This is a genomic window from Thermodesulfovibrionia bacterium (assembly GCA_030646035.1).
Classification (GTDB): Bacteria; Nitrospirota; Thermodesulfovibrionia; order UBA6902; family UBA6902; genus JACQZG01.
Map to the genome: position 1 here is coordinate 133,679 of JAUSMY010000056.1, position 17,890 is coordinate 151,568.

Here is a 17,890-nt window from a genome sequence, read left to right on the forward strand (position 1 = left end):
GTATCAGACTTTCTTCTTATTATTAAATACCGAGTTCTTAATATTATTTGCTCCGTCGCCGAATCTTTTGAGTAATCTTCTTGCCCATAGAAACTCAGTGCCCAGCATTGCGAGTCCCGCGACTATGGCGACGAGGCCGGGCCCTGGCGTTACTAGCATTATGATTCCAAGAAGGACTACGGTGAAACCGACCACGACCATGACGATGCGTCTTGCCTGTTTGTATGTTTTGATGACGAGATGTTTCATGATGAATATAGTTTAAAACAAATCTCGCCTAACTGCCTACTCAACCTCTTTTTTTATTCTCTTTAAAAAAGGCTCTATCAGATCTATGGGAATAGGCAGCACTATCGTTGAGTTCTTCTCTGTCGCTATCTCAGTGAGAGTCTGGAGAAACCTTAACTGCAATGCTGCAGGCTGTGATGAGATAATTGCTGCGGCATCGGCGAGTTTTTGTGATGCCTGGAATTCACCTTCTGCGTGAATGACCTTCGCCCTGCGTTCCCTCTCAGCTTCAGCCTGCTTTGCGATTGCCCTCTGCATTTCCGGTGGCAGATCAACGTTCTTTACCTCAACGATAGAGACTTTAATGCCCCACGGCTCGGTCTGTTCGTCAATTATCTTCTGCAGATCAGCATTCAGTTCGTCTCTTTTGGCAAGCAGGTCGTCGAGGGAACTCTGCCCAAGCACGCTTCTTAAGGTTGTCTGTGATATCTGTGATGTGGCATAGTGAAAATCTTCAACAGCGGTGATAGCTTTTGTCGGGTCAATAACCCTGAAATATACAACGGCATTGACTTTAACAGATATGTTGTCTTTAGTTATTATGTCCTGCGCCGGCACATCGAATGTTATTGTACGCAGGTCTACCCTGACCAGCTTATCAAGCAAAGGCCAAAGTATTATCAGGCCGGGACCTTTTACCGGGATAATTCTGCCGAGCCTGAATACGACACCTCTCTCATATTCCCGAAGTATGCGTATCGCGCTTGATAAAAAATAGATTATTAAAACAAGACCCGCTATTAATCCCATTGGAAGCTGAAACATTTTATCCTCCTTTTATATTGTTATTGATTGGATTTCTTAACTCTTAACTTTCTGTTTTTAAGTGTACCTTTAATTTCAGATTCTCTACCGCATCTACGATTACTCTTTCACCTTTCTTTATCGGTTCATCGCTCCATGCGTTCCATAATTCTCCATGGATAAATACCCTTCCTGCTTCATGTATGTCAGTCCTTGCCTCTCCTTCGCTGTCTATTAATTCTTCTTTGCCTGTGGCAGGTTTTCTTCTGTGGGCCTTAAAAGCAAGTGATGCTGTCAGTGTGAAGAAGAGAACTGTAATAATGACAGCAGGCAGAATGACCTTTAAAGAAAGCCTGAAGAACGGCTGTGTTGAATCAAAAAGCATTATTGAGCCTATCAACATTGATATCACGCCTCCGATAGTAAGTATGCCATAAGAGATGATCTTTATCTCAAGGATAAATAGGATGACAGCGAGGAGGATAAGTAATACCCCTGCGTAATTAACAGGCAGGGTCTGGAAGGAGTAGAATGCGAGTATCAGGGATATTGAGCCGAATACACCGGGGAATAGGGCGCCGGGGTTTGTCATCTCAAAGAATATGCCGTAGAATCCGAGCATCATAAGTATGTAAGCCACGCTCGGGTCGCTTATAAAGTCCAGTATCTTCATACTTGAACTTCTCTCTTTGTATGTAATCTTCTGGCCGGAAGATCTAATGACTGTTTCGCCTTTCGATGTAATTACCTTTCTGCCGTCAATATCATTCAGCAGTGTTTGTAAATCAGGCGCTATAAGATCGATGACGTTGGATTGTAACGCGTCTGTCTCTGTTATAGAGACGCTCTCCCTTACTGCTTTTTCTGCCCATTCTGCGTTCCTTCCTCTGCTTTCAGCTATTGATTTAATATATGCAGCAGCATCGTTCTCTGCCTTTTTTGATGTGGTCTCATCCATCTTCTCACCGACACTTACGGGATGGGCAGCGCCTATATTGGTGCTTGTTGCCATTGCTGCTATATGTGCTGAAAGAGTTATGAATACACCTGCTGATGCTGCGCGTGCTCCGCCCGGAGAAACATAGACAACTATCGGGACCGCGCTGGCTTTGATCTTCTGGACTATGGATCGCATAGAGGTATCAAGCCCGCCTGGCGTATCAAGCTGTATCACAAGAAGGCTGGATGTCTCGGCTGCCTCATCAATGCTCTTTGATATGAACTCCGACATAACCGGGTTTACCACGCCTACAGCCTTGATCACCATCACATCAGCGGATGCTATGACTGGGGAAATTAATAATACTGCAAGTGCAAGGAATGTAAGATAAAATTTTCTGGCCATTTGCAAAATAATAAGTTATTTGAATGTGTCTGTCAATTGTATCAGATGCCTATATTGCTGATCGAAGTTCAGGAATATTGTGCTATTATATATCAATCTCATGATCAAGGTTAATGAAATATTCAAAAGTATTCAGGGCGAATCCACATATGCCGGGCTTCCCTGTACCTTCGTCAGGCTCTCAGGCTGCAACCTCAAGTGTGCCTACTGTGACACGAATTATGCACGTTACGACGGTAAAGAGCTTTCTGATAACGAGATAATCTCAAAGATAGAGGAGTACGGGGCTAAGCTCGTTGAGTTTACCGGAGGGGAGCCGCTTCTTCAGGCTGATACGCCTCCTCTTATAAAGACGCTTTTGGATAAAGGCTATACCGTTCTTATTGAAACTAACGGTTCCATATGTATCGGGTGCCTGGACGACAGGCTAAGAATAATCATGGATGTCAAAACTCCCGGAAGCGGCATGAGTAAGAGGATCAACTACAAAAACTTCCTGCTTCTGAAGAAGACGGATGAACTTAAGTTTGTCATACTTGATGAAGCTGATTATATCTGGGCAAGGGATTTCATTGCCGAGCATAATCTGCTGGATAAATTTCAGAACATACTCTTTTCACCTGCATACGGAATGCTTGAACCCAAGGCTCTGGCAACCTGGATATTAAAGGATAAACTTGCTGTAAGGTTCCAGCTTCAGCTCCATAAATATATATGGGCTCAAGATGAGCATGAAGGAGTTTGAGAGCGCGCTGAAAGACCTTGAAGGCAGGGGTCTCTTAAGGAAACTCATCTGTCTTGATTCATCTCACGGCTCAAAGGTCATAATAGACGGCGAGCCGTTCATTAATTTCGCATCTAATGATTACCTGAATTTATCTTGCCGTCCTGAAATAATTAATGCCCTTGCCGATGCTGTCAGGGTGTATGGTTTCGGTTCAGGTTCATCACGCCTCCTTTCCGGCACTTATCTCCCGCACAAAAGACTTGAAGATCGTATCGCCAGGTTTAAAGGGACAGAAGCTGCGCTTCTCTTTAATACGGGATATGCCGCAAATACAGGGATTATTCCTGCTATAACGAATTCAGATTCTGTGATCTTCAGTGACGAGCTGAATCACGCAAGCATAATAGACGGGATTAGGCTTTCAAAGGCTGAGGTGAAGATATACAGGCATAAGGATATCGGCCATCTCGAAAGTCTTTTAAGCGCATCTGCCGCAGGTAGTAAGATTAGGAAGAGATTGATAGTTACTGATTCAGTATTCAGCATGGATGGAGATATTGCTCCGCTGAAGGATATCTCATACTTGAGTAAACAGTATGAAGCACTGCTGATGGTTGATGATGCCCACGCTACCGGAGTCCTTGGCAAGAACGGGAAGGGCGGGCTTGAGTATTTTGGTATTGATAATGATGAGATCATTCAGATGGGAACGCTCAGCAAGGCGCTCGGATGTTTTGGCGCCTTTGTCGCCGGACCTCAGGAACTGATAGATTACCTTATCAACACCGCAAGGAGTTTTATCTTCTCTACGTCACTTCCGCCTGCGATTGCCGAAGCAGCTATAACAGCTATTGATATTGTTGCTTCTGATTCAGGAGATCTAAGGGCGAGGCTGTTAAATAATTCAGACAGGCTCAGGAAAGGACTTGAAGGTATAGGGTTTAAATTACTTGGCTCTGAAACCCCGATAATCCCAATCCTTACAGGAGAGATAAAAGATACACTTGAGATATCAGCGGAACTTTATAAAAATAAAATATTAGCCCTTCCGGTAAGGCCGCCGACCGTTCCTGAAGGAAGATGCAGAATAAGGTTCTCTGTTACAGCAGGGCATGATGAAGGTGATATTGTGAATTTGATTAAAATACTGGGTGAAATACGAAACAAAGCAGGATTATGATCTATAAAAGATTCATGTAAACTTCATTGTATATCGGGGGAGGCGCGATTGCTTGCAGTCCGATATTGTATATCAGGCCTATAAGCGGTTCGGCATCTATCCTCAGCCACTTTATCTCGCAGTGCTGTGATATCTTTTCACCGGTAGGCGCTTTGAAATTAATTCCTAATGTTGAGCCCGGAATGAAGTCTTCAACTGTTGCAGAAGTCGGGGCGACCAGACACATACCTCGCTGAGAGATATTTTCAACAGAGACAGAATATGAGTTGCCTCTGGTTGTTACCTCAGCATCTACACTCAGGCTGATTCTTTTAGATTCTCTTTTTTCCATTAATATTTAACTTTAAATCAATAGTAAGTAGTATAAAGCAAGTTATGTGCCAGGAATCTAATCTTGCAATATATCAATATTTTACAAGATGTTATGGGTTGTTTAAGATAAATCATATCTTTGGCTCTGTGTTTATAAAAATACATTTGTGTGCGAAATGACACACAATATGTAGAATGATGCTTAAAAAATAGGCATTTTAGTGCAAATAATGTCGCAGGCAAGTTTACGTTGATTTTTTGAGGTGTTTTTCGAGTTCTTCAGGAGTTGTTATCAGGACATCATAATAATCACCGAATTTTTCACATGCCGGGGGCAGGTGGTCTCTGCACTTTTTAGGACGCTTGTCATATATCATGCATAGATTATCAACGGCAAGATACATACACTTTCCTTTGAATGTCTCATACCACCTTTTGTTTTTGATGTATACGTTAACAATGTCATACTGAAGGTCCCACTTAAGCTCATCTATATCAGCCCTTGTCCTGGGCCTTGTAATTGTATATGTGAGATCCATGCAGCAGAGTGATGTGCATTTGATGCATATACTGCTGTCTTTGTCAGCTGCCTTAACTTTTGATTTTATTATTTTGTTATCTTTAGCCATAATGATCTGTGCTGTACTAATAATGAGAAACTAATCTACTTATATTTATGGGTGTTGTCAATATTGTATTATATTGTGTCTAAAATCACACTGCTTCGGGAGTTAATATTAAGAGCTGATGGGAAGAGGATTATTCATAACCGGCACTGACACCGGAGTAGGCAAGACCTTTGTAACAGCAGGCATTCTGCGTTCATTGAATGCGATGGGTTACAGGTCCTGTCCCATGAAGCCTGCTGAGACCGGCTGCGCAACGAGAGGCGGTCTTTTAGTGCCTGCTGATGCGCTTAAACTTTTAGAGGCTTCAGGGCTCAACGAACCACTTGATACCGTGAATCCGTACAGGTTCAGACATGCTCTTGCACCTTCTGCTTCGGCTGAGAAAGATAACGCAGTTATAAGCAAGAAGAAGATCATCGCCGGCTATAACATGCTTAGAAAAAAATATGATTTCACAATTGTGGAAGGTTCCGGCGGCATGATGGTGCCGCTATATAAAAAGTATCTCTTCATAGATCTCATTAAGGATATGGACATTCCTCTTATAATAGTCGCACGTCCTGGGCTTGGAACCATAAACCATACGCTTCTCACATTAAAAGCCGCAAGGGATGTAGGCATCAACGTCATAGGTGTGATTCTTAATCATTCTATGAAAGCTGCAAAAGATGCGTCTGTCTCTTCCAACCCTAATATGATCAGAAGTATCGGCAAGGCGGATATACTCGGTGAAGTCCCATTTGCTGCAAAGGCAGAGTCTGTCTTAATGAAGAAAACATTCAGGAATATTGTGAACAATATATTGTTAAACAGAGAATCCTGTACAGGTTAACATCTATGGTAATGCGTCATCCTGAGTGGATAAAGGTGCCGATGTCCGGAATGCACAGGACCAAGAAGATACTGAGAGATCATGGCGTCTCAACAGTATGCGAAGAAGCAAGGTGCCCTAATCAGGGCAAGTGTTTTTCCCGTGATGTGGCGACATTCATGATCCTTGGTGACAGGTGCACAAGGAACTGCTCTTTTTGCGCTGTTGAATCCGTGATCCCATACCCTCCGGATAGTGATGAGCCGGAGAAGGTAGCTGACGCTGCACATGCGCTTGGACTGAGATTTGTTGTAGTGACCTCTGTTACAAGAGATGACCTTTCTGATGGAGGCGCAGCCCAGTTTGCCGCAACCATCTATTCGTTAAGAAGAAAGATAAAGGGGATAAAGATCGAGGTGCTCACACCTGATTTCAGAGGTGATGCTGCTTCGTTGAAGACGGTTCTTGACGCAGGGCCTGATGTATATAATCATAACCTTGAGACTGTCCCCAGGCTCTATGCTGAAATAAGGCAAATGGCTGATTACTCAATTTCTCTGAATGTGTTAAAATCATCCAAGACTTTTCATCCTGAGATCAGGACAAAATCCGGTATAATGCTGGGGCTCGGAGAGAAAGGGGCGGAAGTAATATCTCTCATGGAGGATCTTAGAAGCGTCAACTGTGACTTCCTGACCATAGGGCAGTACTTAAGGCCTGGCAGAGATAATCCGGCTGTTGTAGAATATGTGAGGCCTGAGATTTTTGAGCAGTATAAAAAGATCGGGCTTGAGATGGGATTTAAGGCGGTTGCTTCATCGCCTTTGACACGAAGCTCTATGAATGCTGATGAAATGTATAATGAGATCAAAAAGTAAACATAACGAAATCTGTTTTTCAACATTTAACTTATAACTTAAAATTTTAAACGGGTTAATTACATGTACGAGTTCAATAGAGTCAAACGCCTTCCGCCTTATGTCTTTGCAATTGTAAACAAGATCAAGATGGAGGCAAGAAGAAGGGGGGAGGACATCATCGACCTCGGAATGGGCAACCCTGACCTCCCGACACCAAAGCACATTGTTGACAAGCTTTGTGAAGCATCTCTGAATCCGAAGAACCACAGGTATTCAGCTTCTAAAGGCATCACGCAGTTAAGGCTTGCAATGGCTGAATGGTATAAGAGGCGTTTTGATGTTGACCTTGATCATGAGACCGAGGTTGTTGTCACTATAGGCTCAAAAGAGGGCCTCTCTCATCTTGCATATGCGATAATCGAGCCCGGAGACCTCGTGCTTACGCCGGCGCCTGCTTATCCGATCCATCCATATAGTTTTATACTTGCCGGGGGTGATGTGAGAAGCATACCTGTTCAAAAAGATATTGACTTCTTCAAGAGCATGGAAGATGCTTTTAAATCTGCCTGGCCGAGGCCCAAGGTGCTGCTCATAAACTTTCCGCACAATCCGACCACCGCGTGCACTGAGCTGCCGTTCTTTGAGAAGATCGTCGATTTTGCGAAAGAGAACAATATTATCGTGATCCATGATTTCGCTTATGCCGACCTTGTTTTTGACGGCTATAAAGCGCCGAGCTTTATGCAGGCAAAGGGCGCGAAGGATGTGGGCGTGGAATTTTTCTCACTCACAAAGAGCTATTCCATGGCGGGCTGGAGAGTCGGGTTCTGTGTTGGGAATCCCGAGGTAGTAGGAGCGCTGACTACCATAAAGAGCTATCTGGATTATGGAATGTTCCAGCCGATACAGATAGCGAGCATTATCGCATTAAGGGGTGACCAGAGCTGTGTAACTGAAATTGCAAAGACTTATGAACACAGAAGGGATGTGCTTATTCAGGGGCTGAATGCTGCGGGATGGCACATAGAGCCTCCGAAGGCTACCATGTTTGCATGGGCTGAAATACCAGATGAATTCAAGAGCATGGGTTCTCTTGAGTTTACAAAGTTTCTCTTAAAAGAGGCTGGAGTTGCCGTCTCTCCGGGAATAGGTTTCGGCCAGGCAGGCGAAGGTTTTGTCAGATTCGCGCTTGTTGAGAACGAACATAGAATAAGACAGGCAACAAGAGGCATTAAGAAGGCGTTGGGTTCAGGTTAAAGCCGCAGACATTCTGCCGCTCTCCAGTTTTCAATAATCTCTCTACTACTTTGCCGTCAACTCTTGAATAAATTTCAAGGGTTATCGCATAATACTACTTCCAATATTTAATTAAGATATAGTCTATACAAAAGGATCAATGGGTTATGACGGATAGATCAGAAATAAATGTCGGCATAATAGGCTTCGGCACTGTAGGCACAGGAACAGCTCGTATCCTTCTAAATCAGGCCAGGGAGATCGAGAGAAGAATAGGTTTTCCTGTCAGGCTTAAGAGAATAGCTGATCTTGATATTAAGAAGGACAGGGGATTGAAGCTTCCCAAAGGGATGCTCGTTAATAATGTTTCAGCTGTTATTAACAACCCTGAGATAGATATAGTTGTCGAGCTTATAGGAGGAATTCATCCTGCAAAGGAATTCGTTCTTAATGCCTTGAAGAATTCCAAGCATGTTGTCACAGCCAATAAGGCGTTGCTTGCGACTGAAGGCCGGCTTCTGTTTAATGCCGCAAAGAAGTATAAAGTAGCCCTTGGCTTTGAGGCAGCGGTTGCAGGCGCCATACCTATTATCAAGGTTGTGCGCGAGTCAATGGCAGGCGACAGGATCAAATCGATATACGGGATAATCAACGGTACAGCAAACTATATTCTTTCAAAGATGACCTATGAGGGTATGGATTTCACAACCGCGCTCAATGAGGCAAAGGCGCTTGGATATGCAGAGGCAGACCCGACATTTGATATTGAAGGGATTGACTCGGCCCACAAGATAGCGATACTTGCTTCGCTCTGTTTCGGGCTTCCATTTTCATTTAAGAAGATATATACAGAGGGCATAACAGGCATTGCTCCGATAGATATCCAGTTCGCAACTGAATTCGGCTACAAGATAAAACTTCTTGCCATAGCCAAACAGTCAGGAAACGAGGTCGAGGTAAGGGTGCATCCGACAATGCTGCCGAAGGACTATCTCATTTCAAATGTCAATGGTGTGCTTAATGCTGTATATATTGAGAGCGAGGCGGCAGGCCCCGGTTTGTACTACGGCAGAGGTGCGGGAGAGATGCCCACGGGCAATGCAGTTGTCAGCGATATAATTGATATAGCAAGAGGCATCAAGAACTGTTCTCAGCAGAGGATACAGGGATTGGGTATGCCTGAGAATCCTGGTGTTACCTTTAAGAATATGGACGATGTCTATACATCATACTATCTGAGATTGACCGCATTGGATAAACCCGGTGTCCTTTCACGGATATCCGGTATCCTGGGTAAACATAATATAAGTATCAGATCCATGATACAGAAGAGCAGGGAGAAGAAGGCTGTGCCGGTTGTCATGATGACCCATAAGGCAAGGGAAAAGGATATGGCAAAGGCGCTGAGGGAGATCAATAAACTCTCCAGTGTTGCTGAAAAGACGGTATTTATAAGAGTTGAGGGCGAAGAGGAATAGGTGGGAGAAATAAAGGCTGATAAACATCTCGATATAAGAGGCGTTTTCTGTCCTTACACCCTTGTGAAGTCAAAACTTGCCATGGAGGATATTGAGGTGGGGCAGGTGCTTCGCATAATTCTTGATTACCCTGAGGCTGCCGTCAGTATTCCAAAGGCCATGATCAATTACGGGCATAATGTTATCAGTGTGGAAAAGATAGATGATAAAGATTGGGTCGTTTTCGTAAGGAAAGAGGTAGAGGATTAATGGATTTCACAGAAGAGCAATTAAACAGGTACAGCAGGCACATAATTCTGCCGGAGGTCGGCGGCAAGGGGCAGAAGAAGATATCTGCCGCAAAGGTATTGATAGCAGGCGCAGGCGGGCTCGGCTGCCCGGTGGGTTACTATCTTGCAGCTGCCGGAGTCGGCACAATAGCAATGGTAGATAATGACCTGGTTGAACTCAGCAACCTCCAGAGGCAGATCGCCCACAGCGTCAGTACGCTTGGAGTAAATAAAGCAGACTCTTGCAAGAGGACATTTGAGGGGCTTAACCCTGATGTGAATGTTGTCACTATAAAAGAGAGGCTGAACAGCAAAAATATTCTCGGCATCATAGCTGACTATGATATTATTATTGACGGTACGGATAACTTCCCCACCAGGTATCTGATAAACGATGCATGTGTAATGACCGGGAAACCGCTTGTCAGCGGAGCCATACTGAGATTTGAAGGGCAGGTGACTACAATAATGCCGGGAGAAGGGCACTGCTACCGCTGCCTGTTTGAAGAAGCGCCTCCGCCGGGACTTGTTCCTTCATGCCAGGAGGCAGGCGTGCTTGGAGTCCTTCCGGGAGTGATAGGCGCATTACAGGCGACCGAGGTGCTTAAGCTTATACTCGGCAAGGGCAAACCGTTGATGAACCAGCTTTTGATATATGATGCGCTTGGTGTAAACTTCAGAAAGGTGAAGGTGCCCAAGAATCCGGACTGCAAGGTATGCGGCGCGAACCCGACCATTACTGAATTAAAAGACTGTGAAGAAGAATACTGTTCAATATAGATAGATAAGGTGAAATTATGAGTTTTGTTAAAGGGCTTAAATGCAGGGAGTGTGGAAGAGAATACAACGTAGACCCTATATATGTGTGCGAATTCTGTTTCGGGCCTCTTGAAGTTGTCTATGACTATGACGGCATAAAAAATACGCTGACCAGAGAGCTGATAGAGTCAAGGCCTCAAAATCTCTGGCGCTACAGGGAGCTTCTTCCTATTGAGGGAGAGCCGACTACAGCATTACATACAGGATATACGCCTCTTATAAAGGCTGATAACCTTGCGGCGCATCTTGGCCTTAAGTCGCTCTATCTTAAAGACGATACAGTTGCTCATCCTACTCTTTCATTCAAGGACAGGGTTGTTGCTGTGGCTCTTGCCAAGGCAAAGGAGTTCGGGTTCGATACCGTTGCATGCGCATCTACAGGCAACCTTGCGCATTCAGTCTCTGCGCACGGTGCAATGGCAGGATTCAAGAGGTTCGTCTTTATACCCGCAAGCCTTGAAAAGAGCAAGATCATAGCTTCACTTGTGTATGAGCCGAACCTCATCGCGGTTGATGGAAATTATGACGAGGTAAACAGGCTCTGCAGCGAGGTTGCCAATAAATATCGCTGGGCATTTGTCAATATCAACATAAGGCCGTTCTACGCTGAGGGCTCCAAGTCTCAGGGGTATGAGATAATCGAACAGTTAGGCTGGAAGGCTCCTGACGCGGTTGTTGTGCCGTGCGCCAGCGGTTCCCTCATGACAAAGATATGGAAGAGCTTTAAAGAGATGAAGAAGATAGGTCTTATTGATGAGATGAAGACAAAGGTCTTCAGCGCGCAGGCAACAGGATGTTCGCCTATCGTGACCGCCATCAAGGCAGGTATCGATGTTATAAAACCTGTTAAGCCTGATACGATCGCAAAATCACTTGCGATCGGCAATCCTGCTGACGGCTTCTACGCAACACAGGTAATAAAAGAGAGCGGCGGTTATGGGGAAGACGTATCTGATGATGAAATAGTTGAGGCTATCAAGCTAATGGCAAGAACTGAAGGTGTCTTTGCCGAGACCGCAGGAGGCGTCACACTTGCGTCTGCCATAAAGCTTATTAAGAGCGGCCATATAAAGAAGGATGATGTAACTGTTCTCTGCATTACAGGCAACGGTTTGAAGACACAGGAAGCATTGATAGGAAAGACAGTTGAGCCGCATTATATAAAGCCCAAGCTTGGCGCTTTTGAAGAGGTTCTTGAGAAGATAAACTCTGGTTCAAAAAAGTAATCGTATAACGGGAGGTAATATAAATGTCTGTTAAAGTAATGATACCTGTACCGCTTCAGAGGCTGACGCAGGGGCAGGAAACGGTAGATGGTGAAGCAGGAACTGTAATATCACTTATAAAAGACCTTGATCAGAAGTACAGCGGCATCGCAGAGAGGATATGCGAGGGCGATAAGATCAGAAGGTTTGTGAATATCTATGTCAATGAAGAAGATATCAGGTTCATGAGCAATGAAGAGACATTAGTCAAAGATGGAGATGAGGTCTCTATAGTCCCTGCGATAGCAGGAGGGTTCTAATAATTATTACTCAGGACTTTTTATCTGTGTGATCGATTTTATCGGAGGTTGAATAATGAAGAGAAGGGTTAGGTTGACATTCCCGCAGCACCTGATTCAGGAGCCGGTGATATTTATGATGGCTAAGGATTTCAATATAATGCCCAGCATAAGAAGGGCAAGGGTCACTGATACCGTTGGCGAGATGGTGCTTGAGCTTAATGGTGAAGAAAATGACCTCAGTAATGGAATTGCGTATCTCAGGGAGCAAGGCATTGATGTGGAGCTTGTCGAGGGTGATATCGTAGAATGAGTATGAAGCCCTGGCCCGGATTGATCGAGAGCTATAGAAAATTTCTGCCTGTAACTGACAGCACGCCTGTCATTACACTTAATGAGGGCAATACGCCTCTCATCAAGGCATCTCGCATAAATGAGGTTGTTAACGCTGACATAGAACTTTATTTTAAATTTGAGGGCTCTAACCCGAGCGGCTCCTTTAAAGACCGCGGCATGACCCTTGCAATAACCAAGGCTGTTGAAGAAGGGACAAAGGCTGTTATCTGCGCTTCAACCGGCAACACATCCGCCTCTGCCGCGGCATACTCTGCAAAGGCTGATATATCATGTATCGTTCTTATTCCTGAAGGCAAGATAGCCATGGGCAAGCTGGCTCAGGCGATGATACACGGCTCTATGGTAATCCAGGTTGACGGCAACTTTGATGAGGCGCTTAATATTGTTAAGGAGATCGTAAAAAGGCATCCAATTTCACTTGTGAATTCAATTAACCCTTTCAGGATAGAGGGGCAGAAGACAGCGGCGTTTGAGGTCTGCGACCAGCTTGGCTTCGCTCCCGTCTTCCACGCACTGCCTGTTGGGAATGCAGGCAATATTACAGCTTACTGGAAAGGATACAAAGAGTATAAAGAAGCAGGTATAAGCTCTTCACTGCCGAAGATGCTCGGCTTTCAGGCTGCCGGAGCTGCGCCTATCGTACTCGGGCACCCGGTTGAGAAACCTGAAACAATAGCTACTGCCATCAGGATAGGCAATCCTGCCAGCTGGAAAGGCGCTGAGAATGCGAGGGATGAATCCGGAGGCGTGATCGATTCTGTTACCGATGATGAGATCCTTCAGGCATATCAGTTCATCGCGTCAAGGGAAGGCATTTTCTGCGAGCCTGCATCAGCTGCATCTCTTGCAGGAGTAATTAAGCTTTCCAATCAAGGCTATTTCTCTAAAGGCGGCACAGTCGTCTGTACTCTGACAGGCAACGGACTCAAGGATCCGGATAATGCAATTAAGCTCTCTGAGCCACCGATAAAGGTCAAGGCTGATATCTCTGCGATAGAGGACGCATTAAGAGGTTGTTGTATATAGCCCGCTTCTAACTATTACCTTCTTTTCACTCTTTTGTAACTGCATCAATATCTGCCGGCATGTTATGAATTTTTTGTGTATCAGGCAGCATCGGCCATGTTATTGGCCTGAATATATAGATTATTAACAGGAGATCATCATGGCTTTAAGTATAGGTATCGTCGGACTTCCGAATGTTGGAAAATCGACACTCTTTAACGCGCTTACAAAGGCGCAAAATGCAGCTGCTGCAAATTACCCTTTCTGCACCATAGAACCTAACAAGGCGATAGTTGCGGTTCCTGACAAGCGGCTGGATCATTTATCAGACATTGTAAATCCTGAAAGAGTACAGAACGCTATCGTGGAGTTCACTGACATTGCCGGTCTTGTAAGAGGAGCATCAAAAGGTGAGGGCCTCGGCAATCAGTTCCTTTCGCATATAAGAGAGACCTCGGCGATCGTACATGTAGTGAGATGTTTTGAGAGCGAATCGATAATACACGTTGACGGCACTGTTAATCCTCTGCGTGATATCGAGGTCATAAACACAGAGCTGGTGCTTGCCGATATTCAGGCGCTTGAGAACAAGATATCACGCCTTGATAAACAGGCAAAATTTGATAAGAAAGTTCAGCCGCTGCTTGATGTGGCAAAGAGAACGCTCGATCATCTGAACACAGGCAAGCCTGCAATCAGCTTCAGCGAACGTGAATCCGATGCCTTTATGGAGATGATCAAAGATGTGCGGCTTATCTCTTTAAAGCCTGTGATATACGCTGCCAATGTCGATGAAGAAGGCCTTGCAGAGGATAACGATCATGTTAAGGCGGTTCACATGTTTGCCGCTGAGCAGAATGCACATTCTGTAAAGATATGCGCAAAGATCGAAGAAGAGATGTCCGGGATGAGCGATGAGGAGCGCGATGAATTTCTCGATGCTCTCGGCGTATCTGAAGGCGGGCTCAGCCAGATCATCCACCACGGTTATCACGCGCTCGGTCTGATAAGTTATTTTACAGCCGGCGTCAAAGAGGTCCGCGCATGGACTATCGAGCGCGGATGGAAGGCTCCAAAGGCTGCTGCTGTAATTCATAATGATTTTGAACGCGGCTTTATACGCGCTGAGGTCATTGCCTATGAGAATTTTATTGAGCATGAAGGCGAAGCAGGCGCAAGGACAGCAGGCAAGCTCCGCACAGAAGGCAAGGAGTATGTCGTCTGCAACGGCGATGTCATGCATTTCCTCTTCAACGTTTGATCAGCATTCCTTTTAATCTGCCATATAATTATTTCAAAGAATAGGGCATATGACTGCTCTATTCTTTTGTCTTTTAATGGCATATAATTTTAAAAAAGCGGATACTGAATAATGGCTACTGAAATCAATCAAAAGAAGAATATCCTCAAGGCATTCACATTAAAACGTATCGCAATCGGCATTGCCCTATCCCTGATAATATTCACTGTTGCCGGATTCTTCATCGCCCCGCCTCTCTTGAAATGGTTCGCAGTAAAAAAGCTCTCTGAACAGCTTCACCGTGAAGTTACTATTGAAAAGATCAAGATCAATCCATTTGCGCTCACTGCCGAGATCAAGGGATTTAGAATAAAGGAGAGGGATGGTTCCGCTGCCTTTATCTCTTTTGATGATCTCTTTGTTAATGTCCAAGGCGTTTCTGTTGTTAAACGCGGGCTTATTGTAGATGAGATCAGGCTTACCAATCCTTATGTGCATATCGTTCACAATGATGGGGCAGTCTATAACTTCTCTGACCTCCTTACTCCTCCTAAAGCGGATAACAAAATAGCTGATAAGCAGCCTCTACGTTTTTCTCTCAACAATATTCAGGTCGTGAGCGGTGCGGTAGATTTCATAGACAGTCCAAAAAAGACAGAACACGCGATTAAGAACCTTTCTCTGATGATACCGTTCTTTTCAAACCTGCCTTATTACGTTGACACATATGTCCAGCCGTCCCTGACAGGGACCTTAAACGGAACTCCTTTTGTATTTAACGGCAAAACAAAACCATACAAGGATTCGCTTGAAACTGTTTTTGATATAAATGTAAAGGATCTGAATATCCCCTACTATCTAGCCTATGTCCCGTTTGATATGAACTTCAATCTTCAGTCGGGATCAATGGACGCAATAAGCAGTTTGTCTTACATTCAGTATTCAAAAAGTGAGCCCTCACTCAATGTTGAAGGAACGGTCTCGTTCAAGGATATTCAGGTGAATGACCTTACTGGAAACCATATCTTCAGCATGCCGCGAGCTGATATACAGATAGCCAGGTCTGATATTTTCTCGCGCAAAATCCATATTGCAGGGATAACTGTAGATTCTCCTTCATTGACATTGATACGCAGCAGTGACAATAAGATCAACATCCTCAGCCTGATACCGGAAGATAAAAGCAAGAAAGAAGATTCATCTCCCGGCACTTCGTTTGTATTAAGTACTGACGAGGTCATGCTCAGCAACGGATCAGTATCATTTACAGACCTTGTGCCAAATCCTTCATTTAAAACTGATATCAAAAAGATAGACCTGAAAGTGAGCGGATTCAGCACTGAACCCGGCAATAAGACATCAATCGATTCCCTCTCACTCAATCTCGCTAAGAAAGGGAGTTTGAATACATCAGGTATTTTTTCGACAGCACCGATGGAGGCTGATGTTAAATTTGAACTTAAGGATGCTGATATCCCTTCACTTCATCCTTATTATGCTGACAGGATAGCTATACTTCTCACGAGCGGCAATCTTTCAGTCTCAGGCACGGCGCTGTTAGAGTATTCACCTGAAAAAGGGCTTTCAGCATCTTATAAAGGTAAGGCCATGGTCACTGATTTCGCTTCAGTAGATTCAATAAATACAGAGGATCTTCTGAAATGGAAGTCGCTCTATTTTGGCGGTATAGATGTAAAGCTTGAGCCGCTTGCGCTAAGCGTAAATGAGATATCCCTAACGGATTTCTATTCGAAAATTATAGTTAATGAAGACGGCACTCTTAATCTTCAGAAGATAGTCGTGCAGGCTCCTTCTGATGTGGCTGCTAAATCCGAAGTTCCAAAAGATGAGAAGTTACAGAAGACAGATACTGCTCCTGCGGCAAATAAGATCCCGATAAAGGTCGGCAAGATCACGCTTCAGGGCGGCGCTATTAATTTTTCAGACCGCTTTATAAAGCCCAACTATACGGCGAACCTTTCAGAGATGGGAGGCCGCATATCCGGCTTTTCTTCAAAGGAAGATTCCGCAGGCGAAGTCGACCTCAAAGGCAAGTTTGAAAATTATTCGCCTCTTGAGATCAAAGGCAAGATAAATCCTCTCAGGGATGACCTCTTTCTTGACCTGACGGTCTCGTTCAGGGATATGGACCTCAGCCCTGTCACTCCTTACTCAGGCAAGTATCTCGGATATGCGATCCAGAAGGGGAAACTCACTTTGGACCTGAGGTATCTGATCGTGAAGAAGCAGCTCGACTCACAGAACAATGTCTTTATAGACCAGCTGACACTTGGCGAGAGCGTCGAAAGCCCGGATGCTGTAAAGCTGCCGGTCAGCCTTGCTATCGCGCTTCTAAAGGACCGGAGCGGAGCGATAAAGCTTGATGTGCCGGTCACAGGCTCAATTGATGATCCTGAGTTCAGTGTCTTCAGGATCGTTATTAAAATACTCCTTAACCTCATTGTTAAGGCTGCTACTTCGCCTTTTGCTTTGCTCGGCGCTATCTTCGGCGGAGGTGATGAGCTGAGTTATGTCGAATTCGAGTACGGCAGCCATGCGTTAAGTGAGGATGCCCTTAAAAAGATCGATACAGTCATAAAGGCTTTATACGAACGCCCGTCGATCAGGATGGAGATAGAAGGCCATGTGGATACTGAGAATGATATGGAAGGGCTGAGACAGTATATCTTTAACAAGAAGCTCAAGAGCCAGAAGCTGAAGGATATGATCAAAAAGGGTGAAACGGCCGTGCAGGTTGATGATGTGACAATCCTGCCGGATGAATATGAGAAGTACCTCAGGAAGGCATATAAAGATGAAAAGTTTCCCAAACCAAGGAATGTCATAGGCATGGCAAAGGACCTCCCTGTCCCTGAGATGGAGAAGCTCATGCTTACGCATATCGAGGTGAAGGAGAGCGACCTGCGGTTGTTAGCAGGCCAGCGCGCGCTTGCGATAAAAGATCATCTGCTTAAGTCAGAGAAGGTCGAGGGCGAGAGGATATTTCTTATTGAGCCAAAGGAGCTTCTGCCTGAGAAGAAAGAAAATGTAAAGAACAGCCGCGTTGATTTTCGTTTGAAATGATC

The 17,890-nt window shown here is 44.7% G+C and carries 19 protein-coding genes; 14 read left to right on the forward strand and 5 right to left on the reverse strand.

What is annotated here, in order from left to right:
* Positions 1–3: 3 nt before the first annotated feature.
* From Q7U10_09330 to Q7U10_09340, 3 genes are read right to left on the reverse strand one after another with little or no spacing between them, the layout of a single operon-like run.
* Complete coding sequence (locus Q7U10_09330; protein MDO8282802.1) at positions 4–249, reverse strand: PGPGW domain-containing protein; 246 nt, start codon at positions 247–249, stop codon at positions 4–6.
* Between the two features lie 36 nt (positions 250–285).
* A complete protein-coding gene (locus Q7U10_09335) occupies positions 286–1,053 on the reverse strand; it encodes a slipin family protein (protein ID MDO8282803.1) in 768 nt (255 codons plus the stop codon).
* A 43-nt stretch (positions 1,054–1,096) separates the two neighbouring features.
* Positions 1,097–2,377 carry a nodulation protein NfeD gene (locus tag Q7U10_09340; protein MDO8282804.1) on the reverse strand — a complete coding sequence of 427 codons (1,281 nt, stop codon included), beginning with the start codon at positions 2,375–2,377 and terminating at the stop codon, positions 1,097–1,099.
* A gap of 100 nt (positions 2,378–2,477) precedes the next feature.
* Here Q7U10_09340 and Q7U10_09345 point away from each other — a divergent pair, with 100 nt between their 5' ends.
* Complete coding sequence (locus Q7U10_09345; protein ID MDO8282805.1) at positions 2,478–3,122, forward strand: radical SAM protein; 645 nt, start codon at positions 2,478–2,480, stop codon at positions 3,120–3,122.
* A complete protein-coding gene (gene bioF / locus Q7U10_09350; GenBank protein MDO8282806.1) occupies positions 3,103–4,284 on the forward strand; it encodes an 8-amino-7-oxononanoate synthase in 1,182 nt (393 codons plus the stop codon). The genes Q7U10_09345 and bioF overlap by 20 nt, the downstream gene beginning before the upstream one ends.
* Position 4,285: 1 nt before the next feature.
* Here bioF and Q7U10_09355 read toward each other — a convergent pair whose 3' ends face one another.
* Together Q7U10_09355 and Q7U10_09360 are read right to left on the reverse strand one after the other, a co-directional pair.
* The gene (locus Q7U10_09355; protein ID MDO8282807.1) at positions 4,286–4,615 is read right to left on the reverse strand and encodes a PilZ domain-containing protein; all 330 of its coding nucleotides are present in this window, start codon (positions 4,613–4,615) and stop codon (positions 4,286–4,288) included.
* A 226-nt stretch (positions 4,616–4,841) separates the two neighbouring features.
* Complete coding sequence (locus Q7U10_09360; GenBank protein MDO8282808.1) at positions 4,842–5,225, reverse strand: YkgJ family cysteine cluster protein; 384 nt, start codon at positions 5,223–5,225, stop codon at positions 4,842–4,844.
* Positions 5,226–5,343: 118 nt separating this feature from the next.
* On the opposite strand from Q7U10_09360, the gene bioD reads away from it, so the two are divergent.
* The 12 genes from bioD (at position 5,344) to Q7U10_09420 (ending at position 17,888) form a co-directional block, all read left to right on the forward strand.
* Positions 5,344–6,057 carry a dethiobiotin synthase gene (gene bioD, locus Q7U10_09365; GenBank protein MDO8282809.1) on the forward strand — a complete coding sequence of 238 codons (714 nt, stop codon included), beginning with the start codon at positions 5,344–5,346 and terminating at the stop codon, positions 6,055–6,057.
* Between the two features lie 11 nt (positions 6,058–6,068).
* Positions 6,069–6,914, forward strand: coding sequence for a lipoyl synthase (lipA, locus tag Q7U10_09370; GenBank protein ID MDO8282810.1), 846 nt, complete (start codon positions 6,069–6,071; stop codon positions 6,912–6,914).
* Positions 6,915–6,977: 63 nt separating this feature from the next.
* The gene (locus tag Q7U10_09375) at positions 6,978–8,153 is read left to right on the forward strand and encodes an aminotransferase class I/II-fold pyridoxal phosphate-dependent enzyme (protein ID MDO8282811.1); all 1,176 of its coding nucleotides are present in this window, start codon (positions 6,978–6,980) and stop codon (positions 8,151–8,153) included.
* A 146-nt stretch (positions 8,154–8,299) separates the two neighbouring features.
* Complete coding sequence (locus tag Q7U10_09380; GenBank protein MDO8282812.1) at positions 8,300–9,610, forward strand: homoserine dehydrogenase; 1,311 nt, start codon at positions 8,300–8,302, stop codon at positions 9,608–9,610.
* The gene (locus Q7U10_09385) at positions 9,611–9,859 is read left to right on the forward strand and encodes a sulfurtransferase TusA family protein (protein ID MDO8282813.1); all 249 of its coding nucleotides are present in this window, start codon (positions 9,611–9,613) and stop codon (positions 9,857–9,859) included. It begins immediately after the preceding gene.
* Complete coding sequence (gene moeB / locus Q7U10_09390; GenBank protein ID MDO8282814.1) at positions 9,859–10,659, forward strand: molybdopterin-synthase adenylyltransferase MoeB; 801 nt, start codon at positions 9,859–9,861, stop codon at positions 10,657–10,659. Before Q7U10_09385 ends, moeB begins: the two co-directional genes overlap by 1 nt.
* A gap of 17 nt (positions 10,660–10,676) precedes the next feature.
* Positions 10,677–11,924: a threonine synthase gene (thrC, locus tag Q7U10_09395; GenBank protein MDO8282815.1), complete on the forward strand. Its 1,248-nt coding sequence runs from the start codon at positions 10,677–10,679 to the stop codon at positions 11,922–11,924.
* Between the two features lie 23 nt (positions 11,925–11,947).
* A complete protein-coding gene (locus Q7U10_09400) occupies positions 11,948–12,223 on the forward strand; it encodes a MoaD/ThiS family protein (GenBank protein ID MDO8282816.1) in 276 nt (91 codons plus the stop codon).
* A gap of 55 nt (positions 12,224–12,278) precedes the next feature.
* Positions 12,279–12,515 carry an NIL domain-containing protein gene (locus tag Q7U10_09405; protein MDO8282817.1) on the forward strand — a complete coding sequence of 79 codons (237 nt, stop codon included), beginning with the start codon at positions 12,279–12,281 and terminating at the stop codon, positions 12,513–12,515.
* A 2-nt stretch (positions 12,516–12,517) separates the two neighbouring features.
* Positions 12,518–13,585: a threonine synthase gene (gene thrC, locus Q7U10_09410; GenBank protein ID MDO8282818.1), complete on the forward strand. Its 1,068-nt coding sequence runs from the start codon at positions 12,518–12,520 to the stop codon at positions 13,583–13,585.
* Between the two features lie 139 nt (positions 13,586–13,724).
* Entirely contained in the window at positions 13,725–14,825 is a 1,101-nt protein-coding gene (ychF, locus tag Q7U10_09415) for a redox-regulated ATPase YchF (GenBank protein ID MDO8282819.1), read from the forward strand.
* A 111-nt stretch (positions 14,826–14,936) separates the two neighbouring features.
* Positions 14,937–17,888, forward strand: coding sequence for a DUF748 domain-containing protein (locus Q7U10_09420; protein MDO8282820.1), 2,952 nt, complete (start codon positions 14,937–14,939; stop codon positions 17,886–17,888).
* Positions 17,889–17,890: the final 2 nt, after the last annotated feature.

Excerpts from the sequence above, each read along its gene's own strand:
- Q7U10_09330 (MDO8282802.1), bottom strand. The coding sequence starts at position 249 with ATGAAACATCTCGTCATCAAAACATACAAACAGGCAAGACGCATCGTC.
- Q7U10_09335 (MDO8282803.1), bottom strand. The coding sequence starts at position 1,053 with ATGTTTCAGCTTCCAATGGGATTAATAGCGGGTCTTGTTTTAATAATC.
- Q7U10_09340 (MDO8282804.1), bottom strand. The coding sequence starts at position 2,377 with ATGGCCAGAAAATTTTATCTTACATTCCTTGCACTTGCAGTATTATTA.
- Q7U10_09345 (MDO8282805.1), top strand. The coding sequence starts at position 2,478 with ATGATCAAGGTTAATGAAATATTCAAAAGTATTCAGGGCGAATCCACA.
- bioF (MDO8282806.1), top strand. The coding sequence starts at position 3,103 with ATGAGCATGAAGGAGTTTGAGAGCGCGCTGAAAGACCTTGAAGGCAGG.
- Q7U10_09355 (MDO8282807.1), bottom strand. The coding sequence starts at position 4,615 with ATGGAAAAAAGAGAATCTAAAAGAATCAGCCTGAGTGTAGATGCTGAG.
- Q7U10_09360 (MDO8282808.1), bottom strand. The coding sequence starts at position 5,225 with ATGGCTAAAGATAACAAAATAATAAAATCAAAAGTTAAGGCAGCTGAC.
- bioD (MDO8282809.1), top strand. The coding sequence starts at position 5,344 with ATGGGAAGAGGATTATTCATAACCGGCACTGACACCGGAGTAGGCAAG.
- lipA (MDO8282810.1), top strand. The coding sequence starts at position 6,069 with ATGCGTCATCCTGAGTGGATAAAGGTGCCGATGTCCGGAATGCACAGG.
- Q7U10_09375 (MDO8282811.1), top strand. The coding sequence starts at position 6,978 with ATGTACGAGTTCAATAGAGTCAAACGCCTTCCGCCTTATGTCTTTGCA.
- Q7U10_09380 (MDO8282812.1), top strand. The coding sequence starts at position 8,300 with ATGACGGATAGATCAGAAATAAATGTCGGCATAATAGGCTTCGGCACT.
- moeB (MDO8282814.1), top strand. The coding sequence starts at position 9,859 with ATGGATTTCACAGAAGAGCAATTAAACAGGTACAGCAGGCACATAATT.
- thrC (MDO8282815.1), top strand. The coding sequence starts at position 10,677 with ATGAGTTTTGTTAAAGGGCTTAAATGCAGGGAGTGTGGAAGAGAATAC.
- Q7U10_09400 (MDO8282816.1), top strand. The coding sequence starts at position 11,948 with ATGTCTGTTAAAGTAATGATACCTGTACCGCTTCAGAGGCTGACGCAG.
- Q7U10_09405 (MDO8282817.1), top strand. The coding sequence starts at position 12,279 with ATGAAGAGAAGGGTTAGGTTGACATTCCCGCAGCACCTGATTCAGGAG.
- thrC (MDO8282818.1), top strand. The coding sequence starts at position 12,518 with ATGAAGCCCTGGCCCGGATTGATCGAGAGCTATAGAAAATTTCTGCCT.
- ychF (MDO8282819.1), top strand. The coding sequence starts at position 13,725 with ATGGCTTTAAGTATAGGTATCGTCGGACTTCCGAATGTTGGAAAATCG.
- Q7U10_09420 (MDO8282820.1), top strand. The coding sequence starts at position 14,937 with ATGGCTACTGAAATCAATCAAAAGAAGAATATCCTCAAGGCATTCACA.